The sequence below is a fragment of the Streptomyces sp. NPDC051963 genome, from assembly GCF_044593495.1.
GTDB lineage: Bacteria > Actinomycetota > Actinomycetes > Streptomycetales > Streptomycetaceae > Streptomyces.
The window spans coordinates 124,067-146,341 of the sequence record NZ_JBIUCC010000003.1 but is presented as its reverse complement, the minus strand read 5'-3'; the positions used below and the strand labels follow the sequence as shown (position 1 = coordinate 146,341).

Here is a 22,275-nt window from a genome sequence, read left to right as displayed (position 1 = left end):
CAGGTCTCGGTGCCTCCGTCACCCGAGGACGTCGGGCTCCTCGTCCACCACGAGTCCGGCGAGCAGGTTGAAGTTGTGCCGGGCCATGTTGGCGTTGCTGAACTGCCGGTGAGCCAGCGTCACTTCCTCGTCGCTCATGACCCGCGGCCGGCCCGCCGCGTCGGCCAGCAGCTGCATCTGGCAGGCCCGGTCCATCGTGATGAACCACCACGCCGCCTCCTCGACGGACCGGCCCACGGTGAGCAACCCGTGATGGCGCAGGATCGCCGCCCTGCTGTCTCCCAGCCGGTCGGCGATGCGCTCGCCCTCCGCCTTCTCCAGGACCAGACCCTTGTACTCGTCGAAGAGCACATGGTCCCCGGCGAAGGCGCAGGATTCCTGGACGATCGGGTCGAGCAGCTTGTTCAGCGAGGCGAAGGCCCGGCCGTGGATCGTATGGGCGTGCGCGACGGCGACCACGTCGGGGCGCGCGTGGTGAATGGAGGAGTGGATCCAGAAGGCGGCCTTGTTGGTGCGCCGATCACCCTCGATCACCTGCCCCTGCTCGTCGATGAGCAGCAGATCGCTCACCCGGATCTTCGAGAAGTGCACGGCGTACGGGTTGACCCAGAACCGGTCGGGGAACTCCGGGTCGCGTGCCGTGATGTGTCCTGCGATGCCTTCGTCGAATCCGTACCGTGCGAAGACCCGGAAGGCGATCGCGAGCTGTTCCTTGCGGTGCCGGCGCTCGGACTCGACCGACCCCTTCACGTCTGCCAGCTGCGGTATGTCGAGCTCGCCGATGTCGTCCACATCCTCTGCGCCGGCGCTCTCAGTCGACACGGACATGTGCTCATGCCTCCCTGTTCGGTGCTGCTGGGCCTCCTTCAGCGTGCGCCCGGCGAACCAGGGAAGTCAACCCAGGAGGCAACTTGATGTGCCCCCTGGGCAAATTGCGACGGGTCGTCGTGCTCCGAGCTCAGCCGTCCCGCCTCCATGCACCCAGCACCATCAGGGTCTTCGTCCCGATTACCGGCCCAGCTCGGCGCAGTCGGTCGATGACGTCCCGCAGATGCTGGACGCCGGACACCCGGACCCGGACCAGCGCGTCGGGATCCCCGGCCACCGTGAAGACCTCCAAGACCTCGGTGACGCTGGTGGCCGCCATGGTGATCATCTCGACCTTGACGTCCCCCGCGAACCTCAGCTCGACGAAGGCCTCGAAGCTGGACCCGAGCTTGCCGTGGTCCAGGACCACGGTGTAGCCCGCGATCACCCCGATCCGTTCGAGGCGGTCGATGCGCCGCTTCACCGCGGAGGGGGACAGGCTGACATGCTCCGCGATCTCCGTGACCGCCCGTCGGCCGTCCTGCACCAGCAGGTCGATGATCATGCTGTCGACGCTGTCGACGTGCTCGGTACCCGACATGGACACACCTCGCTCGGGAGCAGTTTTTTTGCGCGGAACCCTGATCGAACTTCATGAAGTTTGCGCGCATCGCAAGATCTCAGCAGGTTAATTGCACCATGAGCGGCGCGCTGTCGACTGTGGTCGTCCACGGGGCCCATGACAGTCATCCGCCGGCGCCCCGACCGGCGCAGCCGAAACGAGAGCCGCGATGCCACGCAAGCAATCCAAGTCGACCGCGGACGCCGAACCCGCAGACGGACCGGTCCAGTTCCTCTCGCCCGCGGGCGTGCTTGAGCCCCACAGCAGGCTCGAACTCCCTCCTGAGATCGACCTGTTGGCCCTCTATCGGGACATGGCGCTGGTCCGCCGCCTTGATACCGAGGCGATCGCGCTCCAGCGTCAGGGGGAACTGGGTCTGTGGCCCTCACTGCGCGGTCAGGAGGCGGCGCAGGTCGGTGCGGCGCACGCGCTGGCCGAGCAGGACATGGTGTTCCCCACCTACCGTGAGCACGGTGTGGCCTGGTGCCGCGGGCTCGATCCGGTGTCGCTCCTCGGCCTCTTCCGCGGTTCGACGCTGGGCGGCTGGAACCCGTACGAGCGTCGCTTCGGCCTCTACACCCTGGTCATCGGCGCACAGACCCTGCATGCGGTGGGCTACGCCATGGGCCTGGTGCGGGACGACGCGATCGGCTCCGGAGACGGCACGCGCGACACCGCGGTGCTGGTCTTCCTCGGTGACGGGGCCCTGAGCGAGGGCGAGACCAACGAGGCGTTCCTCTGGGCCGCGGTCCAGAACCTCCCCGTGGTGTTCTTCTGCCAGAACAACCAGTGGGCCATCTCCGCTCCCTACAGCGTGCAGAGCCGTGTCCCCGTCGCTCAGCGCGCGAAGGGCTTCGGCTTCCCCGGCGTGTCCGTCGACGGCAATGACGTCCTGGCCTGTCTCGCGGCGACCCGTGAAGCGCTGACCCGTGCCCGGTCCGGCGGCGGACCGACCCTGATCGAGGCGGTGACCTACCGGATCAACGCGCACACCACCGCCGACGACGCCACCCGTTACCGCCCGTCCGCCGAGACCGACGAGTGGGCGGCGAAGGATCCGCTGGAGCGGCTGCGGCTTCATCTCATCGCGAGCGGCGAGGTCGGTGATGTCGGCGACAACGGCGCTGTCGGCGAGGAGTACTTCGCCGACATCGAGCGACAGGAACAAGAACTGGCCGAGCACCTGAGGGCCGGCTGCCGGGCACTGCCCGCGCCGGACCACGCCTCGTCCTTCGAGCACACCTACACCGACATGCCGGCCGAGCTCAGGCGCCAACTGGCCGAGCACTCGGAGTACCTCGCCGCCGGCCCGGAGATCGGAGCCACTCGATGAACATCTCCATGGTCAAGGCCCTCAACAACGGGCTGCGCAAAGCCCTGGCGGACGATCCCAGAGTCCTGCTGATGGGCGAGGACATCGGACGGCTGGGCGGGGTGTTCCGGGTCACCGACGGCTTGCAGAAGGAGTTCGGATCCCTGAGAGTCATCGACACCCCTCTCGGTGAGGCAGGCATCGTCGGTTCCGCGATCGGGCTCGCCATGCGCGGCTACCGGCCGGTGTGCGAGATCCAGTTCGACGGCTTCGTCTACCCGGCCGTCAACCAGATCATCAGCCAGCTCGCCAAGCTCCGGCACCGCTCGGGCGGTGTGATCACCCTGCCCGTCGTCATCCGCATCCCGTTCGGCGGCGGCATCGGCTCCATTGAGCACCACTCGGAATCGCCCGAGGCCTACTTCGCCCACACCGCCGGGCTCAAGGTCGTCACCTGCTCCAATCCGCAGGACGCGTACGACATGATCCGCCAGGCCGTGGACGACGACGATCCCGTGATCTTCCTCGAACCCAAGCGGCACTACTGGACCAAGGGCGAGGTCACCGACGGGCCGCCGGCACCGTTCTCCCGCGCCCGTGTACTGCGGGCCGGCACCGACGCCACACTCATCGCCTACGGTCCCATGGTCCCGGCAGCCCTCGAAGCGGCCGATGTCGCCGCCGAAGAAGGCCGCAGCGTCGAGGTCGTCGACCTGCGCAGCCTGTCGCCGCTGGACCTGGACACCGTACGGGAATCCGTCCACCGCACCGGCCGCGCCCTGGTCACCCATGAGGCGTCCCTGTCCCACGGGTTCGGGGCGGAGCTGGCCGCGCGGATCCAGCAGGAGGAGTTCCACTTCCTCGAAGCGCCGGTTCTCCGGATCACCGGATACGACACCCCGTACCCGCCGAGCCGTATCGAGTCGGACTGGCTTCCAGGGGTCGACCGGATCCTCGATGCCCTCGACCGCAGCATGAGTTACTAGAGGAGGAGCGGGTCACCGTGTCAACAGAGCAAGTTTTCCTGCTGCCCGACGTCGGCGAGGGCCTCACGGAGGCCGAAATCCTCCAGTGGGCAGTGCGGGTGGGCGACTCCGTGGAGATCAACCAGGTCCTCGTCGAGGTGGAAACCGCCAAGGCCGCAGTCGAACTCCCCTCGCCGTACACGGGTGTTGTCGGGACACTGCATGCGCAGGAAGGGGAGACCCTGCCCGTGGGCAAGCCCCTCATCACCATCCTCAGTGACGTCAGCGACACTCCGACGGTGCCCGACGGGGAGGCGCTGCTGGTGGGGTACGGCCCGCAGGAGGGCGGCGGTCGCCGCAGACGCCGTCGGCCCGGGGCCGCACCGTCGCCGCCCACGGACCAGCCGACAGCTCCGGCGACGGAGCGGACGGCGGCCAAGCCCCCCGTCCGCAAACTCGCCAAGGACCTGGGTGTCGACATCACCACCGTCACACCCACAGGCCCTGTGGGCACCGTCACCCGCGACGATGTGCGCCGGGCAGCGGAGGCCGAACTCGTGGCGGCGGAACCTCCGAAGCCCGGGACCCCTCAGGTCGCGGCCGAGACCCGTATCCCGATTCGCGGTGTCCGCAAGCACACCGCGGCCGCCATGGTCGCTTCCGCGTTCACAGCACCCCACGTCACCGAGTTCATTACGGTCGACGTCACGGCGACCATGCGGCTCCGTGACACGGTGGCCGCCCGCCGCGAGTTCCGTGATCTGCGCGTCACGCCGCTGCTGTTCGTGGCCCGGGCGCTCCTGCTGGCCTTGCGCAACACGCCTGAGGCGAACGCCAGTTGGGACGAGTCGGCGCAGGAGATCGTGCTGAAGCACTACGTCAACCTGGGCATCGCCGCCGCGACCGGGCGAGGGCTCATCGTCCCCAACATCAAGCACGCCGACCAGATGTCGCTGCGTGAACTCGCCGAAGCACTTGCCGCGCTCACCGCCACGGCCCGCGACGGCAGGACAACGCCCCAGTCGATGACGGCCGGCACCATCACGATCACGAACGTCGGCGTGTTCGGTGTGGACACCGGAACGCCGATCCTGAACCCGGGTGAGGCGGCCATCCTCGCCATGGGCGCCATCCGCCGCACCCCCTGGGTCGTGACCGACACGTCGGGGACCGAGACGATCGAGCCCCGGTGGGTCACCCAGCTGGCACTGTCCTTCGACCATCGGCTCGTCGACGGCCAGCAGGGCTCCCGGCTGCTGGCCGACCTGGCCGCCGTCCTGCACGATCCCGGACTGGCGATGCTCTGAGGCGGCACGGGTCGTGACGGCGAACCGCCCGCTCGAGTCGTCTCACCGGCGATTCGTCAGGCGCCACCCCCGGGCGCGTTCGTAGTCGCGCCACAGGGAGGCGTAGCGGCCGTCGGCGTCGAGGAGTTCGGCGTGCCGGCCCTGCTCGACGATTCGGCCGGCGTCCAGGACGGCGATGCGGTCGGCGGCGGCGATGGTGGACAGACGGTGGGCGATCACCAACAGGGTTCGGCCGGCGCCCAGTTCCCGCAGGGCCTCGTGGACGGCGGCCTCGTTCTCGGCGTCCAGGGCGGAGGTCGCCTCGTCGAGCAGCACGATCGGGGTGTCCTTCAGCAGCGTGCGTGCGATGGCGACACGCTGCCGCTCGCCACCGGAGAGCAGCGAGCCGCCCTCACCGACGCGGCTCGCCAGACCGTCGGGCAACCGGTCGGCGATGATGTCGACCCGGGCCCGCCGCACCGCCTCGCGGACCTCGGCGTCGGAGGCGTCCGGACGGCCGAGGCGGATGTTCTCCTCGATGGTGCCGTCGATGAGGTGTACGTCCTGGAAGACCAGGGACACCAGGTTCATCACGTCGTTTCCGGCCAGCTCGCGGACATCCACGCCGCCGAGCCGTACGGCGCCCGCGTCGACGTCGGCGAAGCGGGCGATGAGCTGGGTGACAGTGGTCTTGCCCGCGCCCGAGGGCCCGACCAGGGCCGTGGTGGAACCGGCGGGAACGATCAGGTCGAGGCCGTCGAGGACCGGGGTCGCGGAGCCGGCGTAACCGAAACGGACACGGTCGAGCTCGACGGACGCCTCGAGCCCGGCGACGGAGTGCGGACGGGCGGGCTCCGGCAGGGGCGCGGTGCCGAGCAGTGCGTCGATACGGTCCACCGCCGCACGGGTGACACGCAGGGCGGACGCCGCCGCGGCGATGACGGCGAGCGGCTGGAGGAAGTGCACGCCGAGCACCAGCAGCGCGGTGATGCGGGCCGGGGTGACCTCGTTGCCGGTGGCCAGCAGCAGGCCGACGACGAGGACGGCCGTGAAGGCGAGTTGGATGGCGAGCTGGCCGAGATGCAGGCCCGGCAGCGCCCCCATCACCTGACGGCGGGCCGCGCGGTGCTGGCTCCGCAGGGCTTCGCCCAGCTGCCGGTGACCGCTGGTGGCACGGCCGTTGGCACGCAGTACGGGCTGCGCGCCGGCGAACTCCACCAGCCGCGCGCTCGCTTCTCCGGCGGCCCTGTCGTGCTCCGCCTCGGTGCGGTCGGTGAGCCGTCCGGCCAGCGTGAACACCAGCAGCACCACCGGGACGGTGACCAGCACGGCGACGGCCACGCGCCAGTCGTAGCAGAGCAGGAAGACGACGATGGTGGCGGGTGTGAGGACGGCGCCGAGCAGCGTCTGCGCCAGATGCACGACGCTCGTGACGGTGTTGACGTCCTGGCCGAGCAGACGCTCCAGCCGCGCGGTGCGGGTCCCGTCGAACCAGCCGAGCGGCAGCCGGACCACGTGGGCGCCGATCCGCTCGTACAGGGCGCGGCGCCAGGCGGAGGCCAGCCACAGGGCGCGCAGTTCCTTGTCGTAGTGGGCGAACCAGCCGACGACGACCGCGCCCGCGAGCGGCAGCAGCCACCAGCCGGCCTCGCCGGTACGGCCGTTCAGCAGCGCGGTCAGCAGCGGCACCAGCAGGCCGAAGGCGGCGCCCTCGCTGATCGCGTACAGGGCGGTCGAGAGCAGGAAGCGGACCAGCAGCGGGCGCCCCGCGCCGCCGACGATCCGCAGAAGCGGAGTGATCATGCGGCGCTGCTTCCGTGTTGGGCGCGCCACATGCGCGCGTAGCGTCCGTCGGCGGCGAGCAGGTCCTCGTGCCGCCCGCGTTCGATGATCCGGCCTTCGTCGAGGACCAGGATCTGGTCGGCCGCGGCGATGGTCCGCAGCCGGTGCGCGATGACCAACAGGGTGCGGCCGCCCGCGAGTTCGGCGAGCGCGTCCTGCACGGCGGCCTCGGACTCGGGGTCCGCGAACGCGGTCGCCTCGTCGAGCACCACGATCGGCGTGTCCGCGAGCAGCGTCCGCGCGATGCTGACGCGCTGGGCCTCGCCGCCGGAGAGCCGCGCGTCCTCGCCGACGACCGAGTCGTAGCCGCGTGGAGTTGCGGAGATCCGGTCGTGGACGGCTGCCGCCTTCGCCGCGGCGCGTACGGTCTCCTCGCCCGCGTCGGGCTGGGAGAGCGCGATGTTCTCGCGTACCGAACGGCGCAGCAGCACCACGTCCTGGAAGAGGAAACCGATGTGCCGGTACAGCTCGGCCCGGTCCAACTCCCGTATGTTGACGCCGTCGAGGCGGATCGCCCCGCCCGTGACGTCGTAGAAGCGGGCGAGCAGCATGCCCAGCGTGGACTTGCCCGCGCCCGAGGGCCCGACCAGTGCCGTGACCGTGCCGGGGGTGAAGACGGCGTCCAGGCCGTGCAGCACCTCGCGGTCAGGAGCCTGGTCCTGCGACGGGTATCCGAAGCGGACACCGTCCAGTTCCAGGACCGGGGGAGTGCCCGGCTCGCGGGGTGGCAGGGCGGCCGGGTGCCGGGTGAACTCCTGGGCCGGTTCGCGCAGCAGGCCGGCGATGCGGTGTGCGGCGGCCCGGGCGGTTCGGCTCAGGAAGCGGGCCGCGTAGATGGGGGTGATCTGTTCGAACAGGCCGAGGCCGAGCAGGGTGAACGCCAGGATGTCGACCGGGTCCGTCCAACCGAGCGCGACCAGGCCGATCCCGCAGCCGGTGATCAGCAGCAGGATCGTCGCCGGGGCCACGGTGGCGCGGGTGAGGCTGCGCTGGCGGACGAAGAGGCGCTGTGCCTCGTCGTTCACGTCCGCGTAGGCGGCGGCCGCCGCACGGAAGCGGTGCGGTGTGTCACCGCCGCCGAACGCCTTGGTCACACTGATGCCGCGTACCAACTCGATGGACGCCGCGGTCAGTTCGAGCTGTGCGGCGGCGATCCGCTGCACCGGCTCCGCCGAGCGGGCCGCCATCCGCATCCGCACGCTCTGGGCCGCCGCGATCACCGCGAAGGTGAGCAGGGCCAGACGCCAGTCGGCCCACAGCAGGTAGGCGCCGATGACCAGGGGACCGGCCACGGCGGCGGCGAGGTCGCCGCGAGCGTGCGCGACGGCATGGTGCAGCGCGCCCACGTCGTCCTGGACGGTCGTCTTCACCTTCGCCGAGACACCGCCGGCGAACCAGCCGAGCGGCAGCACCGCGAGATGGTCCGCCAGTCTGAGCCGCAGGCCCAGGGCGAGTTCCGCGTCGGCGAGATGGCTGAGGGTGCCGGCGAGCAGATAGAGCACGAGGCGTACGGCCAGCAGGGCCACGGCGGTCCAGGCGATGGCCCACAGATGGTCGTCCCGGCCGTCGAGGAGCCGTCGGCCGATCTCCACGACGGCCACCATCGGCGCGACCGACAGCGCCGCGGCGAGCGCCTGGAGGGCCGCGGCGGCGGTGACCCGGCCGAGCACCGGGGCCTGGAGCTCGGCGAGATCGTGGGCGGCGTCGTCTCCGGTGCGCGGGTCGGCGGAACGCATGCGTGGGGTCACGGGGGTTGGGCCTCTCCGGCGTGTGTGGTGGGCGCAGGGCGAAGCGAGGTGAGATGACGTGGGCGTATGGGGCGGTGGCAGTCAAGCACTAGAAGTAAGGCAAGGCTAACCAGTTGGCGCGGTCGGCAGTCCTACGAACCTTCCGTCCCGCCCGAGCAGTTCGCGCCGGCTCTCCCCGTTCGGCCGTCCCACCTCGGTAAACTGCTGAAAGCGGTAGCGCCCCGAGCACTGAGGAGACCCGGATGCCGGCACACGACTCGTCCGTCTCCGACGCTGCGGCCGGCGTGAGCGGCGTCTCCGGGGCGCCGGTCCGGCAGGTGTTGTCCGACAGTGTCTACGAGGGCATCAAGGCCATGGTCATGGACCATGAGATCGCTCCGGGCGCCCGGGTCGGCATCGAGGCCCTGGCACGCACGCTCAATGTCTCACCGACCCCCGTGCGCGAGGCCCTGGCCCGGCTGGAGGCCGACGGGCTCGTCGTCAAGCGCTCTCTGTCGGGGTACCGGGCGACCGAGTTGCTGACCCGGCAGGGCGTGGAGGAGCTGTTCGAGATGCGGCTGCTTCTGGAGCCACGGGCCGCGGCGCTCGCCGCCCGCCATGCCGACGAGTCCCAACTCGACGCCATCGAGGCGATCCTGGAGGCCATGCAGGCCCATCCCGGTCCCGCCGGGACCTACGCGGCCTACCGTGACTTCGCCGCTCTGGACCAGCGTTTCCACGACGCGGTGGCGGAGGCCGCCCACCGCCCCCTGCTCGCCGACGCGGTGGAGCGGCTCCACGCGCATCTGCATGTGTTCCGGCTCAGGAGCCTCCGGAGTGAGGACGATCCGACCCTGGCGGAGCACGAGCGGGTGGTCCGCGCGATACTCCGCCGCAAGGCCGAGAGCGCGGCCGAGGCGATGGCGGAGCACCTCACGCGCAGCCTGGAGCGCCAGCTCGACCGGTTCGAACCTCTGTAGACCTACTTCATGAAGAAGGCCTACTCCATGTGGCCGGATCGTCGGCGATGTGGCAGCGCCGCGACGCGCCTCATGCGCCGGCACTCTCCGTGGAGACAGGGGGCACGACCGAGACGGCACGGTCGTGGATGATGCGGATGATCTTCCCGCTGATCCGGTCGTAGTCGTGGTCGTTGGCCACCTCTCCGCGGATGCGGTGATCGGCCATGACGACGACCCGGTCGGCGAGCGTGATCATCTCCGCCAGGTCGCTGCTGATCAGCAGGATGGGCAGACCACCGCGGGCCAGCTCCCAGATCAGCTCGTGAAAGGCGTGCTTGGTGCGCACGTCCACGCCGACGGTCGGTTCGTCGACGACGAGCAGGCGGGTGTCGGCCGCGAGCCACTTCGCCAGGCTCACCTTCTGCTGGTTCCCGCCGGAGAGTTCACCGGCGTTCTGGTCGATGCCGGAGACCCGGATGCCGAGGCGCTCGACGAGATCCTCCGAGACACCCCGCTCCTCGCGCGACGAGACGTATCCCAGTGCCCGGGCGAGCTTCCTCCACACCGTGACCGTGATGTTCCGGACGATGGGCTGCTCCAGGAAGACGCCTTCCTCCTTGCGGTTCTCGGTCAGATACCCGATGCCGTACTTGTGGAGAGCCTCGCGCGGCGAACCGATCCTCGCGGCCTCGCCGTACACGCGGATCTCACCGCCGGTGACGCGGTCGAGGCCGAGGACGGCCTTGACCAGTTCGCTGCGGCCGGCGCCGACCAGTCCGTAGAGGCCGACGATCTCCCCGGGGCGCACGCTGAGCGAGATGTCCTGGTGGCCCGCGGCCGTGGAGACCCCGGTGAGGGCGAGTGCCGGGGCCGCGGAGGCGTCCACGGTGCGCGGGGTCATGTCCGTCACCGCGTGGGCGCGGCCGACCATGAGCGTGACCACGTCGTCCTGGGTGTGGTCGGCGAGCGGGGCCGACTCGAGCACGGAGCGGCCGTCGCGCAACACGGTGACGGTGTCGCAGACGGCGAAGACCTCCTCCAGCTTGTGGCTGACGAACACGACACAGGTGCCGCGTTCCGCGAGCCGCCGTACGACATCGAAGAGGCGCTCGGCCTCCTGGGGGGAGAGGGAGGCGGTGGGCTCGTCGAGCAGGAGCACCCGGCTCTCGGTGTAGAGCGCCTTGGCGATCTCCACCAACTGCTGCTGGGCGACCGACAGTTCCCGTACCGGCCGGTGCGGGTCGATGTCCAGGCCGAGCTCGGCGAGGCAGCGTCTGGCGGGGGCGGTCATCGCCTCCCGGTCGACCAGACCGCGTCGCGAGGGCGGGCTCTGCAGCGTGATGTTCTCGGCGACGGAGAAGCCGGGTATCAGGTTGCGCTCCTGGTGGACGACGCCGATCCCGGCCCGGGCGGCCTCCAGCGGGGACCGCAGGTGGATTTCCTCGCCGCGCCGCATCAGCCTGCCGCCGTCAGGGGTGTGCACGCCGGTGAGCACCTTGATCAGCGTCGACTTGCCCGCGCCGTTCTCGCCGAGCAGCGCGTGCACGGAACCGGCGGTCAGCCGCAGGCCCACGCCGTCGAGGGCCCGTACACCGGGGAAGACCTTGACGATGTCATCGCATTCCAGCAGAACGTCTTCCGGCGGAACGTCCTGAGGCAGGACCTCGCTCATCGTGTGCCTCCCGTGGTCGGCAGCGCGCCGGCCGGCTGTGCGTCGCTCTCCGGCGGCACGGGCGGTGTGCGTCCCGGCGCCCTGCCCCGCTTGTCGAGATGGGTCTGATGGATACGGCCGCCGACGACCGTGCCGAGGACGACCAGGCCGATGAGGAAGTTGACCCAGCTCGGGTCGAGCGAGAACTGGGCCCGGGCGGTGTCGATCAGGCGCATCACGAACGCGGCGAGCACCGTTCCGAACACGGCCACCGAGCCGCCGGTCAGGGCGACGCCGCCGATGATGGGGGCCGCGAAGCTGGGCAGCAGCCAGTCCCCGCCGACGCTGCGGTTGACGCCGGGCAGCGAGGCCGTGGCGGTCAGCGCGGCGATGCCGATGAGCAGTCCCGACAGGGTGTGCGCGAGCACGATCTGACGGTCGGTGGAGATGCCCGACAGCCTGGCCGCGAGGGGGTTGCCACCGGCGGCGAGCAGCCGACGTCCGGCGACGGTGCGGTACATGAACGCCGCCAGCAGGGCCGCCGCGACGAGCGCGGTGACGAAGACGAGCGGGATGTTCAGCGGTGCCGCGCGGCCGAGGTCGCGCAGTGTGGGGGAGTACCCGTCGATGGTGCGCGTCCCGGACAGCCGGTACTGCGCCCCGAGCAGGATCGTCATGGTGCCGAGCGTGACGATGAAGCCGTTGATGCGCGTGGCGACGATGAAGACGCCCGTCACCAGACCGATCAGGGTGGCGGCCAGCACACCGATCAGCACGGCGGGACCGGCGGGCACCCCGTGGTCGGCCATCAGCACACCCATCAGACAGGCGCTGAATCCGCCCAGGGCACCGACGGCGAGGTTGAGCTGCCCGACGCACAGGGCCACCATCTGGGCCAGTCCGATGAGGATCGGCGTGGCGAGGTACTGGAGGAAGGTACGCAGGGACGGTCCTTCGAAGAAGGAGCCGGACGACGAGATCCCCAGCGCCACATAGCCCGCGAGGACCACGCACAGCAGGGTCATCGTCGTGGAGCGGGAGAAGCGCCGCAGCGCGGGCAGGGCGGCGGCTCCCCGGTCGTGGAGCGTGGTCATGTGGAGCGCACCACCTTGCGATAGGACACGACGGTGCGTACCCGGTCCGCGGACAGGGCCAGCAGCAGGACGCAGCCGAGATAGATGTTGAGGCTTTCGAGGCCGACGCCGAGCAGATCGAGGCCTTTGCGGATCACGCCGACGAGGGAGGTGCCGAGCAGGGCGCCGATGACGGAGACCACGCCGCCGGTGAGCAGGGTCCCGCCGAGGACCGCCCCGAGGAACGAGGGCAGCATGAAGTCGTCGCCGATGGAGGCGCTGAACGTCCCCGTGCCGACGGCGGCCATGAACCCGGCGAGTGCGGCCAGCAGCCCGGACAGGGCGTGCGCCAGGACGATCCGGCGGCCCGTCGGGATGCCGGACAGCTCGGCGGCGGCCGGGTTCGCACCGGTGAGCAGCAGTTCGCGTCCCATGCGGGTACGGGTGTAGAGGAAGCCGAGACCGACGAGGGCCAGCACGGTGAACTGGGCCAGCTGCGGTATGGCCGGGGAACCGCAGACGGGCCCGACGCAGATGTCGGCGAGCGAGTAGGACCGCAGCTCCGCGAGCCCGTCGGGCCGGGTGGTGAACGCGGCGTTCTCGGTGAGGGCCGAGTACAGGAGGGAGACCAGACCCAGCAGGGCGAAGTCCATCGCGAGCGTCACGACGAAGGAGCTCACGCCCGTGCGGGCGATGATCCATCCGGTGAGCGCCCCGATGAGGCAGCCGCCGACGAGACACACCAACAGCCCTGCCGGGAGCGGCAGTCCGAGCCGGTCGTAGCCGAATCCGGCGAAGAAGGCGCCGAAGGCGGCCATGCGTCCGACGGCGAGGTTCATGTGCCCGACGGAGAGCACCACCATCTGCGCGAGGGCCACGACGGTCAGTGTCGAGATGTCTCTCAGCAGCGGGAAGAGCACCAGCCGCTCGTCGAAGAACGCCGGCCGCAGGATGCCGAAGAAGGCGCTGAGTGCGATGACGAGTACAAGGAGCCCGAGCCGCTGGTTGACCCAGAACGGCAGCCGGTGGTCGGGGCGCGCTCCCTCGGTGGGGCGGTCCGACCCGCTGCCGGGCTCGGTGCCGGCCGCCTCGGTGACATCCTCCGGCGTCCTGGCGACACCTTCCGGCGTCTTCATGACACCCTCCGGTCGTCGAGGGCGTCCATGTCCCAGTCGATGCCGATGCCCGGTTCGTCGGGCGCCACGGCCAGGCCGTCCCGGACGGTCAGCTCGGTGCGGGTCACGGCGCGCAGCTGCGGGATGTACTCCACGTACGCGCCGTTGCTGACCGCCGCGACCAGGCTGACGTGCAGTTCCATCAGGAAGTGGGGGCAGACCATCACGTTGAAGGTCTCCGCCAGGTGCGCGACCTTGAGCCACGGGGTGATGCCGCCGACGCGGGCGACGTCGACCTGCACCACGGACGCCGCGCCGGTCTCCAGGTAGGTGCGGAACTGCATCGGCGAGTACATCGACTCACCGACCGCGATCGGGATGCTGGTCGAGCGGGCGAGTGTCGCGTGGCCGCTGATGTCGTCGGCGGGCAGGGGCTCTTCGAGCCAGTACGGGCCGAACGGCTCCAGTGCGGCCGCCAGTTGCACGGCGCGGGACAGCGACTGCGACTGGTTGGCGTCCGTCATGATGTGCAGGGCCGGTCCGACGGCCTGGCGTACCGCGCGCAGCCGCTCCACGTCCTCGGCGATGTGCGGCTTGCCCACCTTGATCTTGACTCCGGCCCACTGCGCGTCCTTCGCCCTGAGGGCCGCCTTGACGAGGTCCTCGGTGCCGAGGTGGAGCCAGCCGCCCTCGGTGTCGTACACCGGGACGTGCTGGCGGTGACCGCCGGCGAGCCGCCACAGGGGCTCGCCGGACCGCTTGCAGCGCAGGTCCCACAGGGCGGTGTCGACCGCGGCGAGTGCGAGCGAGGTGATGGCACCGGTGGTCGTCGCGCGGGTCAGCCCGAACAACTCCTGCCAGAGCGCTTCCACGTTGCGTGCGTCCTTCCCGGCGAGGAGCGGCAGGAGGTGGTCGCGCAGCAGAGCCAGTACGGAGGTTCCGCCGGTGCCGATCGTGTACGAGTAGCCGGTTCCTTCCAGGCCGTCCGCCGTGGTCAGGCGGACGACGATCGTCTCCTGCTTGACGAACGACTGCACCGCGTCGGTGCGGTCCGTCTCGACCGCGATGTCGGCCAGCAGGGCAGTGGCGTCGGTGATGATGCTCATGTGGTGTGGCGGCTTTCTTTCGTTCGTGGCCCGGGGTTCAGCCGCAGGAGAGGTACTCGTCGGCGAACTGCTTCTTCAACTCGGCGGTCTTGGCCTGCCGTGCGCTGTCGTAGTCGGCGACGTTCGCCTTCGTGACGACGAAGGAACCGGAGTCGACGATCTGTCCGGGCTTCGCCATCGTGCACTGCTCGGTCTGGAGCAGGGCGAGGGCCCAGGTTCCGATCTCCGCCTGGCCGACGGGGTTCTGCACGACCGTGGCGGTGACCGAGCCGTTCTTGATGGAACCGAGGATCTTGGCGTCGTCGTCGATGGCCACGACCTTGGCCTTCGAACCGGACTCGCGTACGGCCTCGGCGGCGGCGACCGCCGGGTTGTAGGCGGTGGAGACGATGCCCTGGATCTGTGTGCCCTTGGCGGCGAGAAGGTCGGAGACCGCCTTCTGCGCGGTCTGGAGGTCCTTGTCGATGTCGGTGATGGTCTGGAGCAGGGTGACCTTGCCGCCGGTCTCCTGCACCGCCTTCTTCACGCCCTTCATCCTCAACTGGGTGTTGGCGTCGACGTTGTTGCCCGTGAGGTGGACGAGGGCGCCCTTGCCGCCCATCGCCTCGATGGCGGCCTGCGCGGCCTTGTAGGCGGCGAGTTCGACGTCCGTGGACAGACAGAAGTCGGCCTCGTTGGTTCCGCCGGCGGGGCAGGAGGCGAGCGAGGCCACCGCGAAGCCCTGGGACTTGAGGTCGGCGAAGGTGGTGTTGATGTCGGTCGGGGACACACCGAAGATGCCGAACGCGTTGTAGCCGCGGGCGGCCAGGGTCGAGAGCAGGTCGTTCTGCTTCTGCTGGTCCCATTCGGCGGTCTCGTCGAAGGTGACGTCGCCGAGGCCGAGGGTCTTCTTCGCCTCCGCGCCGGTCTGCTTCCACGGCTGGAAGTAGGGATGGGCCCCTCCGGGCACCAGCGCCACCTTGGTCCCGGAGCCGTCCGCCAGCTCGGCCGACCCGCTGCCGGCCCGCGCGGAAGCGGCACCCGCCGAGTCCGTGTCGCCCGAGTTCTTGATCGTGCAGGCGGCGGTCGAGGTGGCGAGGAGGATGAGGGTGACGGTGGCCGACAGCACTGATCTACGACGGGTCATGGTGCTCGCCCCACTTGAATCAAATAGGATTTCTGTTTGCCCGTGATGCTGGGGGAGGGCTGATTGCCACGTCAAGACTCGTGCAGCGATTGGCTGTTCATTGTGCCGACGACGGATCACATAGGATTTGCGGCGGAGTTGAGGAGGGGGACGCGGCAGGGCGGTGCCGGTCCTGGTGTCATTGAACCCTCTGGCCGACGTTCGAAAATGTTGAAAAAGTTACCTATCCACTCCTCTGGGAAAAGATGCGCGCTTTGTGACTCTGTGGTGATCTGAGTTGTGGAGGGGGTGACCCCAGAGGAGATGGTGATATGCCTTCCACTGACAAGGCGTTCGAGGACATGACGGACGTCCGGAGTATCGAGATCGAGGCGGCACTCGACCCCGCCGAGGCCGACGGTGTATTCCGCGACAGCCGAGAGTGCGCCGCGCTTGCGCTGCTCTCCGCGGACACCCAGCTGCTGCTGTCCCCGCCGACCCCTCGCCCCAAGAAGGGCTGAGGGACCGACGGGAGCAGCTGAATGAAGCAGTCAGGCGCTACGCCTCTCTTGCAGGGCGCGGTGCAGGACGTTGCGTCGGATGTGGTCTCCGCCCTTCGTGGCGGGGACCACGTCCGAGTGTCCGGCACCGGAGCAGCAGACGGCCATGGGGGAAGTCTCGCGCTCGCGGCCGTACGTGTGTTGGGAGCGGACCTGCTGTTGCCGCACGTCCTCTTCCGCACCCCGCCCGCCCCCGAGACCCTCACCGCGTTCCAGGAGACGGTGGCGGCCTTCCCGCCCCGCCCCGACGCGGCCCCCACCGTCAAGTGGACCCACTGGGCCATGAGTTGCACGCTACGGCGGCTCGACATGCCGCTGAACGACTCACCCGCCCGGGACCCGTCCACGGAACCCGACACCGGCTGGCTCGACGTGGCGAGCTGGCAGGTTCTGACACACCAACTAGCGGTCCTGGCCCCCCTCGCGCTGCCCGGTGAGGACTGCGCGGTGGCCCGCGTGGCCCGGCACCGCCCGGTCGACGTGGCCCGCGGCTTCGTACGCGCGGTGCGACGCCGGGACTGGCAGCAGGCGGCCGGGGCAGGACGCTGGCTGACCCTGCTCGACGGGGTACCGGACACACTCGGCCTCGAGGCGGGACTGGACTTCGTGGACCTGATGGGCGGCAGCGACCCCCGGGTGGCCCTCCAAGTGCAGGCGGCACGGGTCATGCGGGCGGCCGGAGCCCTCGTATGACCGCCGTGGGCGTCAGGGAGATCCGCGAGGTGGCAGCCGGGGCGTTCGCCTGGCTGTCCGGACACCGCGGCGATTTCGCGTTGGGCGAGGACGCGCTCACCGTCGACGGCCAGGTGGACGTCACCTGGAAACCGCTCGGCGAGCTGGCCCAGACCTGCGCGAGCGTACGGTCGCACACCCCGCCGTCGGACCCCCTGCACGGGTGCGCGTCGGATCTGTTGCGGTTCGCCTGGCAGCAGACCGGCCGGGGCGAGCTGTTCCTCCGGCTCCAGCGGCTGGAGCCCTTCGCGACGTACCCCCTGGAGGTCTACTCCGTCTTCGCCTCGGCAGGGCTGCGGCACTCCGGGTACGAGGCCGCAGCGGCGACGACGGCCCGCACCCGGGGCTGGCGGCTCACCGAGCAGGATCCGACCCGCCGGCTCGGCGTCCTGAGAGCCGAGCGGCGCAGCGGGATCCATCGACCCGAAGAGGACACACAGGTGCTGCGGCGCACCTGGCTGGGCGGCCTGCCGGAACCCTGGACGTTCGAGCGCTCCTCGGGGTACGCGCTCACCCACGTCGTCTTCCACCTCACCGACTGGGGCCGCCTCCCCGAGGGCGTCCCCGGGGACCTGGCCGACTACCTCGCCCACTGGCTGCCCGCCTGGCTCGACACCTGCCTGGACGCGGGGATGTGGGACCTGAGCTGCGAGCTGCTGGTCGTGTCCGGGAGCCTGCCGTGCCCGCCCGACCTTGCGACCCTTCAGGACGCCTGGACCCGGATCGCACGGGCGCAGCACGACTCCGGTGCGCTCCCGGGCCAGGCACACCAGGGCGAGGCGGGAGTGGATCCGGAGCCGGACTTCCTCCGCTGCTACCACTCCACGCTGATGGCCGCCTTCGCGGCGGCACAGACCCTCAAGTGCCTGACCGACGAGGGCGGCAGGGACGATCGCGGACCGCACACAGGCGGCCTCCAGAACCGCTACGGGGAACAAGGAGTGCCCGGATGACCGACACCCGGCTGATGCACACCGTCGGCGTCCGCGCCCTGGAGTGGCTGTGGGCCCATCGCGACGGATTCCGCCTGGAGCCCGACGCCGACCCGGAAGTGGGATTCCTGGACCGGTTCAAACCGGTCGGCGAACTGGCCTCGATCTGCCGGGTGCTGTTCCGCGAAGGGGTGGCCGGCTCACAACAGGCCGACCTGGCACGCCGGTTGGTGGACCACACCTGGCGGCACACACTGGACGGCGGCCGCATGCTGGTACGCGGCCAGCGCATCGAACCGCTGTCACCCATCCCCTTCGAGGTGTACCTCCCGTACAAGGAACTGGGGTACAGCGAGCCCGAGGTGGAGCGGGCCACCGTCCTCTACCACCGTCTGAGCAGCTGGGCGGCCCTGGAGCTGAACCCGACCCGACGCCTCGGACTCTCCGCGTTCCAGCGCCGCTTCGGCCTCCCGTCCCGCCCGCCCGAGGCGGACCTCGTCGGATCGACCTGGCTGGCCCGCACGCCCGAGCCGTGGACGGTGAGCGGGCACATCGCCTACGACATCACCCACGCGGTGTTCCACCTCACCGACTGGGGAGAGCACCCCGAGGCCCTGCCGCCGGACATCGCCGACTACCTCGCCACCTGGCTGCCTGTCTGGATCGACGACTGGCTGGACCTCAAGCGCTGGGACCTGCTCGGCGAACTCCTCGTCGTCGACGCCTGTCTGCCCCGCCCGACCCTGGACGAACGGGCCTGGGCGGGCTTCGCCGCCGCGCAGCAGCCCGACGGTGCCATGCCCGCCTTCGCAACCATGCCGGAGGGCGAGCCGGACGAGGTGTTCGACATGGTCTACCACCCGACGCTGGTGGCCGCCTTCGCCTCGGTGCTGGCCACCTCACGCGCCCTCACCCAGTTGGCGCACGCCACCTCATGACCGGGGGACCCACGCCCTGGCCGGGCGCCGCCGATGATCTGGCCCCTGCCCCCACGGGCGCCCCACCGGGCAGCGACGACGCGCTGCGGGAGCGGCTGGAGAGCGCCGTAGCCGCCGTCGACGCGCCCGACACCGTCTTCGCCGTCTCCCGGTCCGGTCAGCGCACCCTGTACTGCGGTGGCACGGCCCCGCCCCCGCCGGTCCCCCGGGAGGACCTGCGCTACGAGATCGGGTCGGCCTCCAAGACGTTCACCGGTCTGCTGCTGGCCCAGCTCATCCAGCGCGGCCTGCTGACCGGCGGCGAACCGGCCGCCGCCTGTCTGGACCCGGCCCGGCGGACCGACCCGGCCCCGGTGACGCTCGCCCACCTCATCACGCACACCGCCGGACTGCCCGCCCTGCCGGCCGACTTCTACGCACGGGCGCTGCCCGCCTGGCACACCAACCCCTACGGCCGCTATCCGGCCGAACGGGTGACCGACGCCTTTCTGCGCCGGCGCATCCGGCACCGGCCCGGCACCCGGTGGGAGTACTCCAACTTCGGCGTCGCCGTGCTCGGCCACGCGGTCGCCGCGGCGACGGGCACACCCTGGGAGGAGTTGCTCGGCACCCACGTGCTGCGTCCGCTCGGCCTGGACGGTACGGCCCTGCGCGCGGAGGACCCGAAGACGGACGCCACCGGCCATGGCAAGGACGGCCGTACGCGGACCCTCGCCTTCGACGCCGGCGGCTTCCAGGCGGCGGGTGCCGTCCGCGCCACCCCGCACGACCTGCTGACGTTCCTCGAAGCCCATCTCGACCCGGCCGGGTCCCCGCTGGCCGACGCGCTGCGGGCGGTGCGCACGCCCGTGCTCCGACGCGGCCTGGGACACCGGCACGTGCACACGATGGCGTGGTTCCGGCATCCCACGGACGACGGGCCGATGTACTTCCACAGCGGGGCGACCCTCGGCCAGCAGGCCTTCCTGGGCTTCAGGCCCGACACGGGCACGGCCCTGGTCGCCCTGTGCACCCGCCGATTCCGCGCCCGCGACGCCTTCGTCGCCACCGCGTACGCGCTTCTCGCGGAGCAATAGCGCAAAGGTCAGGAGCAGCGGAAACGGGTGAGCGGCCGGTGCGGGAGCCGCGCCCCCGCACCGCACCGGTGGAGCCGTACGACTCCTACAACCGCTGCCACAGGGCCGGAGTGGCGCCCGGCTGCCACGCACCCTGCGCCTGGTGGGTCTGAAGGCACTGGTAGCGCACACCGGAGTGGGTCACCGTGGCGCCGGCCTCGTAGACCCGGCCCGCGCTCCATACGCTCGTCGCCCCGTTGTCCTGGGGAGTCTCGGACTGGGCCGCCGCGGTCTTCAGAACGAGGCCGAAGTCGCTGAGGATCGGGTTGATCGGCTGGTAGAAGGTGGTACCGCCGTCCGTGCAGTCACCCGAGCCGCCGGAGGTCACGCCCTGTGCCTGGGCGCCGGAGACGTACGAGCCGCCGGAGTCACCCGGCTCGGCGCACACCGTGGTCTGGGTCACCCCGTCGACGGTGCCCTGGGAGTAGCTGACACTAGTGTTGTGCTGCTCGATGGTGCCGCAGTGCCAGCCGGTGGTGGAGCCGGAGCGGCAGATCGACGCCCCGACGAGTGCCTGGACCGAGCCGGTGATCTGCACCTTCTGACCACCCTCCCCCTTGACGTCGGGCGTGGCGGTCCACTCGCTGTTGACGCTGACCCAGGACATGTCCTTGCCGGGGAACGTGGAGGCCTGGAACGAGCCCTGGTCGGCCATGTTGTAGCCGGCGGTCGTGTCGCCCGCGCTGCCGCAGTGGCCCGCACTGGCGAAGCCCTGCTTCTGGTCCTTGGTGATGGAGAACCCGATGGAGCAACGGGCGGAGCTGTCGATGTAGTAGGCGTCGCCGCCGACGAGGTCGTCGAGCACCCGCGGCCGTTCCGCCGACACCCGGACGCCCACGTCCTTGACGCCTGCTGCCTTGATGAAGGCGGTGGCGGCCGACTGCGTGGTCGCCTGGACGACGACCCGGTTCGCCGGTACGTCGACGTACCAGACCGGCGTGTCGCGCGTCTTGACGCGGGCGGCGGCCACGTCCAGCTTCTCCTTGGCGGTCTGGAGCTCGCTCAACGGCCGTTTGACGACCGCGGCCTTCGCGCCCTGGGCCTGGATGGTGGGCGCGTCGGCGGCATCAGTGGTCGCGACGGTGAGCTCGGCGGAGGTCTTCCCCTGCACCCAGGCCCCGGCGAAGCGCTGGCCGAGGGCGTTACGGAGGCGACCCGCGCGGGTGCCCGCCTCCGCCTCGTTGACCAGCCGCTCGGCCGCCTGACCCGGCGTCAGCCTGAGGTCACGCTGCATGGCACGCAGCAGCGCGGCCGATGGTCTGTCGGCACCGAGCGTCTGTGCGGCGGTGGACCCGGGCACCGGCTTGGGTGGATCGGCCGCCGCGGCCGGGGTGATTCCGGCGAGCACGAGGGTGCCGAGAGCGGTCAGGGCGACGCGGCGACGGGCCGCGGCATGTCTGCCGACCATGCGATGTACCTCCAGCGAGTACGGGTGAGAATCGACAAAGTCAAGTACTTGACGGAAAGACACGCGTTCATGTCGAAAACTTCGTCTTTTCGCGCTTTGGGGGACGTTGAGTGGTGCCAAGTGCGCCAGGCGGAGGGAAGCCGGGTTGCGGACCTGTGCACCGCCGGGCACGCCATGCTGTGACCGACGAGAGGAAGGACCCAAGTGGCCGACTATTCACTGACGCTCAGCGACTCGGAGATCGAGCGCTACCGGCTCATGGCCGATGCCGCCGAGCGGTGGGAACGCGACCTGTGGGTGGACGCCGGAGCGGTTCCCGGCGCGCGGATCGCCGACGTGGGATGCGGGCCCGGCGCGATCGGGGTGCGGTTGGCGGGCATGGCGGCCCCGGACGGCGCCGTATGGGCGGTCGACCGGGACGGCGACGCGCTGGCCGTGGCCTCGGCGCTCGCCGCACGCTCCGGCGTACCGATGCACACCGGCATCGGATCCGCCGATGCCACCGGACTCGCCGAGGGCACCTTCGACCTGGTGATGCTCCGCCATGTGCTGGCCCACAACGGCGGCCGGGAGCAGGCGATCGTCGACCACCTCGCCACGCTGGTCAAGCCCGGCGGAGCGGTGTACCTGGCCGACATCGACGCGAGCACTTTTCGCCTGCGGGGAGCCCCTCCCGAGTACGAGGAGATGGACGAGCGGTACCGCGAACTGCACCGACGCCGGGGCAACGACCTGACCGTCGGCATCCGGCTCGACGAACTGCTCACCGCGGCCGGCCTGGAAGTCGTCGCCTTCGAGGGCCACATCAACGTCATCGCGCCCCCGCCCGGCATGCGCGGTCCCGCCTGGGCCGCCCGCGACGCCCTCGCCGGCGAGGGATTGGCCACCCCGGACGACATCGCCCGCTGGGACGACGCCTTCCGGCAGGCTGAGAGCGACACGAGCGGGCGCCGCTTCTTCGGCGCCACCTTCGTCGCCGTCGGCCGACGCGCCTGACAGCCCGGGCGGCCCGGGCGG

20 protein-coding genes are annotated in these 22,275 nt (G+C 70.6%); 10 read left to right on the top strand and 10 right to left on the bottom strand.

The features are described from left to right. Nucleotides 1–18 precede the first annotated feature (18 nt). Both ACIHFB_RS13230 and ACIHFB_RS13225 read right to left on the bottom strand, forming a co-directional pair. On the bottom strand, nucleotides 19–828 hold the full coding sequence (locus tag ACIHFB_RS13230) for a class II aldolase/adducin family protein (RefSeq protein WP_400126833.1): 810 nt from the start codon (nucleotides 826–828) through the stop codon (nucleotides 19–21). 130 nt (nucleotides 829–958) lie between these two features. Next, nucleotides 959–1,408 carry an Lrp/AsnC family transcriptional regulator gene (locus ACIHFB_RS13225; RefSeq protein ID WP_365279978.1) on the bottom strand — a complete coding sequence of 150 codons (450 nt, stop codon included), beginning with the start codon at nucleotides 1,406–1,408 and terminating at the stop codon, nucleotides 959–961. Nucleotides 1,409–1,598: 190 nt separating this feature from the next. Between ACIHFB_RS13225 and ACIHFB_RS13220 the strand changes: the two genes are divergently transcribed. From ACIHFB_RS13220 to ACIHFB_RS13210, 3 genes are read left to right on the top strand one after another with little or no spacing between them, the layout of a single operon-like run. Then, nucleotides 1,599–2,762, top strand: coding sequence for a thiamine pyrophosphate-dependent dehydrogenase E1 component subunit alpha (locus ACIHFB_RS13220; protein WP_365279975.1), 1,164 nt, complete (start codon nucleotides 1,599–1,601; stop codon nucleotides 2,760–2,762). Then, a complete protein-coding gene (locus tag ACIHFB_RS13215) occupies nucleotides 2,759–3,727 on the top strand; it encodes an alpha-ketoacid dehydrogenase subunit beta (RefSeq protein WP_400126832.1) in 969 nt (322 codons plus the stop codon). Before ACIHFB_RS13220 ends, ACIHFB_RS13215 begins: the two co-directional genes overlap by 4 nt. Nucleotides 3,728–3,744: 17 nt before the next feature. Further along, nucleotides 3,745–5,013: a dihydrolipoamide acetyltransferase family protein gene (locus tag ACIHFB_RS13210; protein ID WP_400126831.1), complete on the top strand. Its 1,269-nt coding sequence runs from the start codon at nucleotides 3,745–3,747 to the stop codon at nucleotides 5,011–5,013. Between the two features lie 42 nt (nucleotides 5,014–5,055). On the opposite strand, the gene ACIHFB_RS13205 is transcribed toward ACIHFB_RS13210, so the two are convergent. Together ACIHFB_RS13205 and ACIHFB_RS13200 are read right to left on the bottom strand one after the other, a co-directional pair. Continuing rightward, nucleotides 5,056–6,795: an ABC transporter ATP-binding protein gene (locus ACIHFB_RS13205; protein WP_400126830.1), complete on the bottom strand. Its 1,740-nt coding sequence runs from the start codon at nucleotides 6,793–6,795 to the stop codon at nucleotides 5,056–5,058. Further along, complete coding sequence (locus ACIHFB_RS13200) at nucleotides 6,792–8,582, bottom strand: ABC transporter ATP-binding protein (protein WP_400126829.1); 1,791 nt, start codon at nucleotides 8,580–8,582, stop codon at nucleotides 6,792–6,794. The genes ACIHFB_RS13205 and ACIHFB_RS13200 overlap by 4 nt, the downstream gene beginning before the upstream one ends. A gap of 242 nt (nucleotides 8,583–8,824) precedes the next feature. Here ACIHFB_RS13200 and ACIHFB_RS13195 point away from each other — a divergent pair, with 242 nt between their 5' ends. Beyond that, on the top strand, nucleotides 8,825–9,541 hold the full coding sequence (locus tag ACIHFB_RS13195) for a GntR family transcriptional regulator (protein ID WP_365279962.1): 717 nt from the start codon (nucleotides 8,825–8,827) through the stop codon (nucleotides 9,539–9,541). 70 nt (nucleotides 9,542–9,611) lie between these two features. Here ACIHFB_RS13195 and ACIHFB_RS13190 read toward each other — a convergent pair whose 3' ends face one another. From ACIHFB_RS13190 to ACIHFB_RS13170, 5 genes are read right to left on the bottom strand one after another with little or no spacing between them, the layout of a single operon-like run. After that, on the bottom strand, nucleotides 9,612–11,195 hold the full coding sequence (locus tag ACIHFB_RS13190) for a sugar ABC transporter ATP-binding protein (protein ID WP_400126828.1): 1,584 nt from the start codon (nucleotides 11,193–11,195) through the stop codon (nucleotides 9,612–9,614). Further along, nucleotides 11,192–12,268, bottom strand: coding sequence for an ABC transporter permease (locus tag ACIHFB_RS13185; protein ID WP_400126827.1), 1,077 nt, complete (start codon nucleotides 12,266–12,268; stop codon nucleotides 11,192–11,194). The genes ACIHFB_RS13190 and ACIHFB_RS13185 overlap by 4 nt, the downstream gene beginning before the upstream one ends. Continuing rightward, nucleotides 12,265–13,383 carry an ABC transporter permease gene (locus ACIHFB_RS13180; RefSeq protein ID WP_400126826.1) on the bottom strand — a complete coding sequence of 373 codons (1,119 nt, stop codon included), beginning with the start codon at nucleotides 13,381–13,383 and terminating at the stop codon, nucleotides 12,265–12,267. Before ACIHFB_RS13180 ends, ACIHFB_RS13185 begins: the two co-directional genes overlap by 4 nt. Further along, complete coding sequence (locus ACIHFB_RS13175; RefSeq protein ID WP_400126825.1) at nucleotides 13,380–14,468, bottom strand: mandelate racemase/muconate lactonizing enzyme family protein; 1,089 nt, start codon at nucleotides 14,466–14,468, stop codon at nucleotides 13,380–13,382. Before ACIHFB_RS13175 ends, ACIHFB_RS13180 begins: the two co-directional genes overlap by 4 nt. Before the next feature lie 37 nt (nucleotides 14,469–14,505). Beyond that, nucleotides 14,506–15,594: a substrate-binding domain-containing protein gene (locus ACIHFB_RS13170; RefSeq protein WP_400126824.1), complete on the bottom strand. Its 1,089-nt coding sequence runs from the start codon at nucleotides 15,592–15,594 to the stop codon at nucleotides 14,506–14,508. A gap of 311 nt (nucleotides 15,595–15,905) precedes the next feature. On the opposite strand from ACIHFB_RS13170, the gene ACIHFB_RS13165 reads away from it, so the two are divergent. From ACIHFB_RS13165 to ACIHFB_RS13145, 5 genes are read left to right on the top strand one after another with little or no spacing between them, the layout of a single operon-like run. Next, nucleotides 15,906–16,094, top strand: a complete 189-nt coding sequence (locus tag ACIHFB_RS13165) for a hypothetical protein (protein ID WP_365279945.1) — start codon at nucleotides 15,906–15,908, stop codon at nucleotides 16,092–16,094. A 21-nt stretch (nucleotides 16,095–16,115) separates the two neighbouring features. Next, nucleotides 16,116–16,826 carry a hypothetical protein gene (locus ACIHFB_RS13160; RefSeq protein ID WP_365279943.1) on the top strand — a complete coding sequence of 237 codons (711 nt, stop codon included), beginning with the start codon at nucleotides 16,116–16,118 and terminating at the stop codon, nucleotides 16,824–16,826. After that, a complete protein-coding gene (locus ACIHFB_RS13155; RefSeq protein WP_400126823.1) occupies nucleotides 16,823–17,818 on the top strand; it encodes a DUF6895 family protein in 996 nt (331 codons plus the stop codon). Before ACIHFB_RS13160 ends, ACIHFB_RS13155 begins: the two co-directional genes overlap by 4 nt. Then, complete coding sequence (locus ACIHFB_RS13150; protein WP_400126822.1) at nucleotides 17,815–18,735, top strand: DUF6895 family protein; 921 nt, start codon at nucleotides 17,815–17,817, stop codon at nucleotides 18,733–18,735. Before ACIHFB_RS13155 ends, ACIHFB_RS13150 begins: the two co-directional genes overlap by 4 nt. Then, nucleotides 18,732–19,811, top strand: a complete 1,080-nt coding sequence (locus ACIHFB_RS13145) for a serine hydrolase domain-containing protein (RefSeq protein WP_400126821.1) — start codon at nucleotides 18,732–18,734, stop codon at nucleotides 19,809–19,811. Before ACIHFB_RS13150 ends, ACIHFB_RS13145 begins: the two co-directional genes overlap by 4 nt. A gap of 85 nt (nucleotides 19,812–19,896) precedes the next feature. On the opposite strand, the gene ACIHFB_RS13140 is transcribed toward ACIHFB_RS13145, so the two are convergent. Then, on the bottom strand, nucleotides 19,897–21,258 hold the full coding sequence (locus ACIHFB_RS13140; RefSeq protein ID WP_365279932.1) for an alpha-lytic protease prodomain-containing protein: 1,362 nt from the start codon (nucleotides 21,256–21,258) through the stop codon (nucleotides 19,897–19,899). A gap of 204 nt (nucleotides 21,259–21,462) precedes the next feature. Between ACIHFB_RS13140 and ACIHFB_RS13135 the strand changes: the two genes are divergently transcribed. Further along, on the top strand, nucleotides 21,463–22,254 hold the full coding sequence (locus ACIHFB_RS13135) for a methyltransferase domain-containing protein (RefSeq protein WP_365279929.1): 792 nt from the start codon (nucleotides 21,463–21,465) through the stop codon (nucleotides 22,252–22,254). Nucleotides 22,255–22,275: the final 21 nt, after the last annotated feature.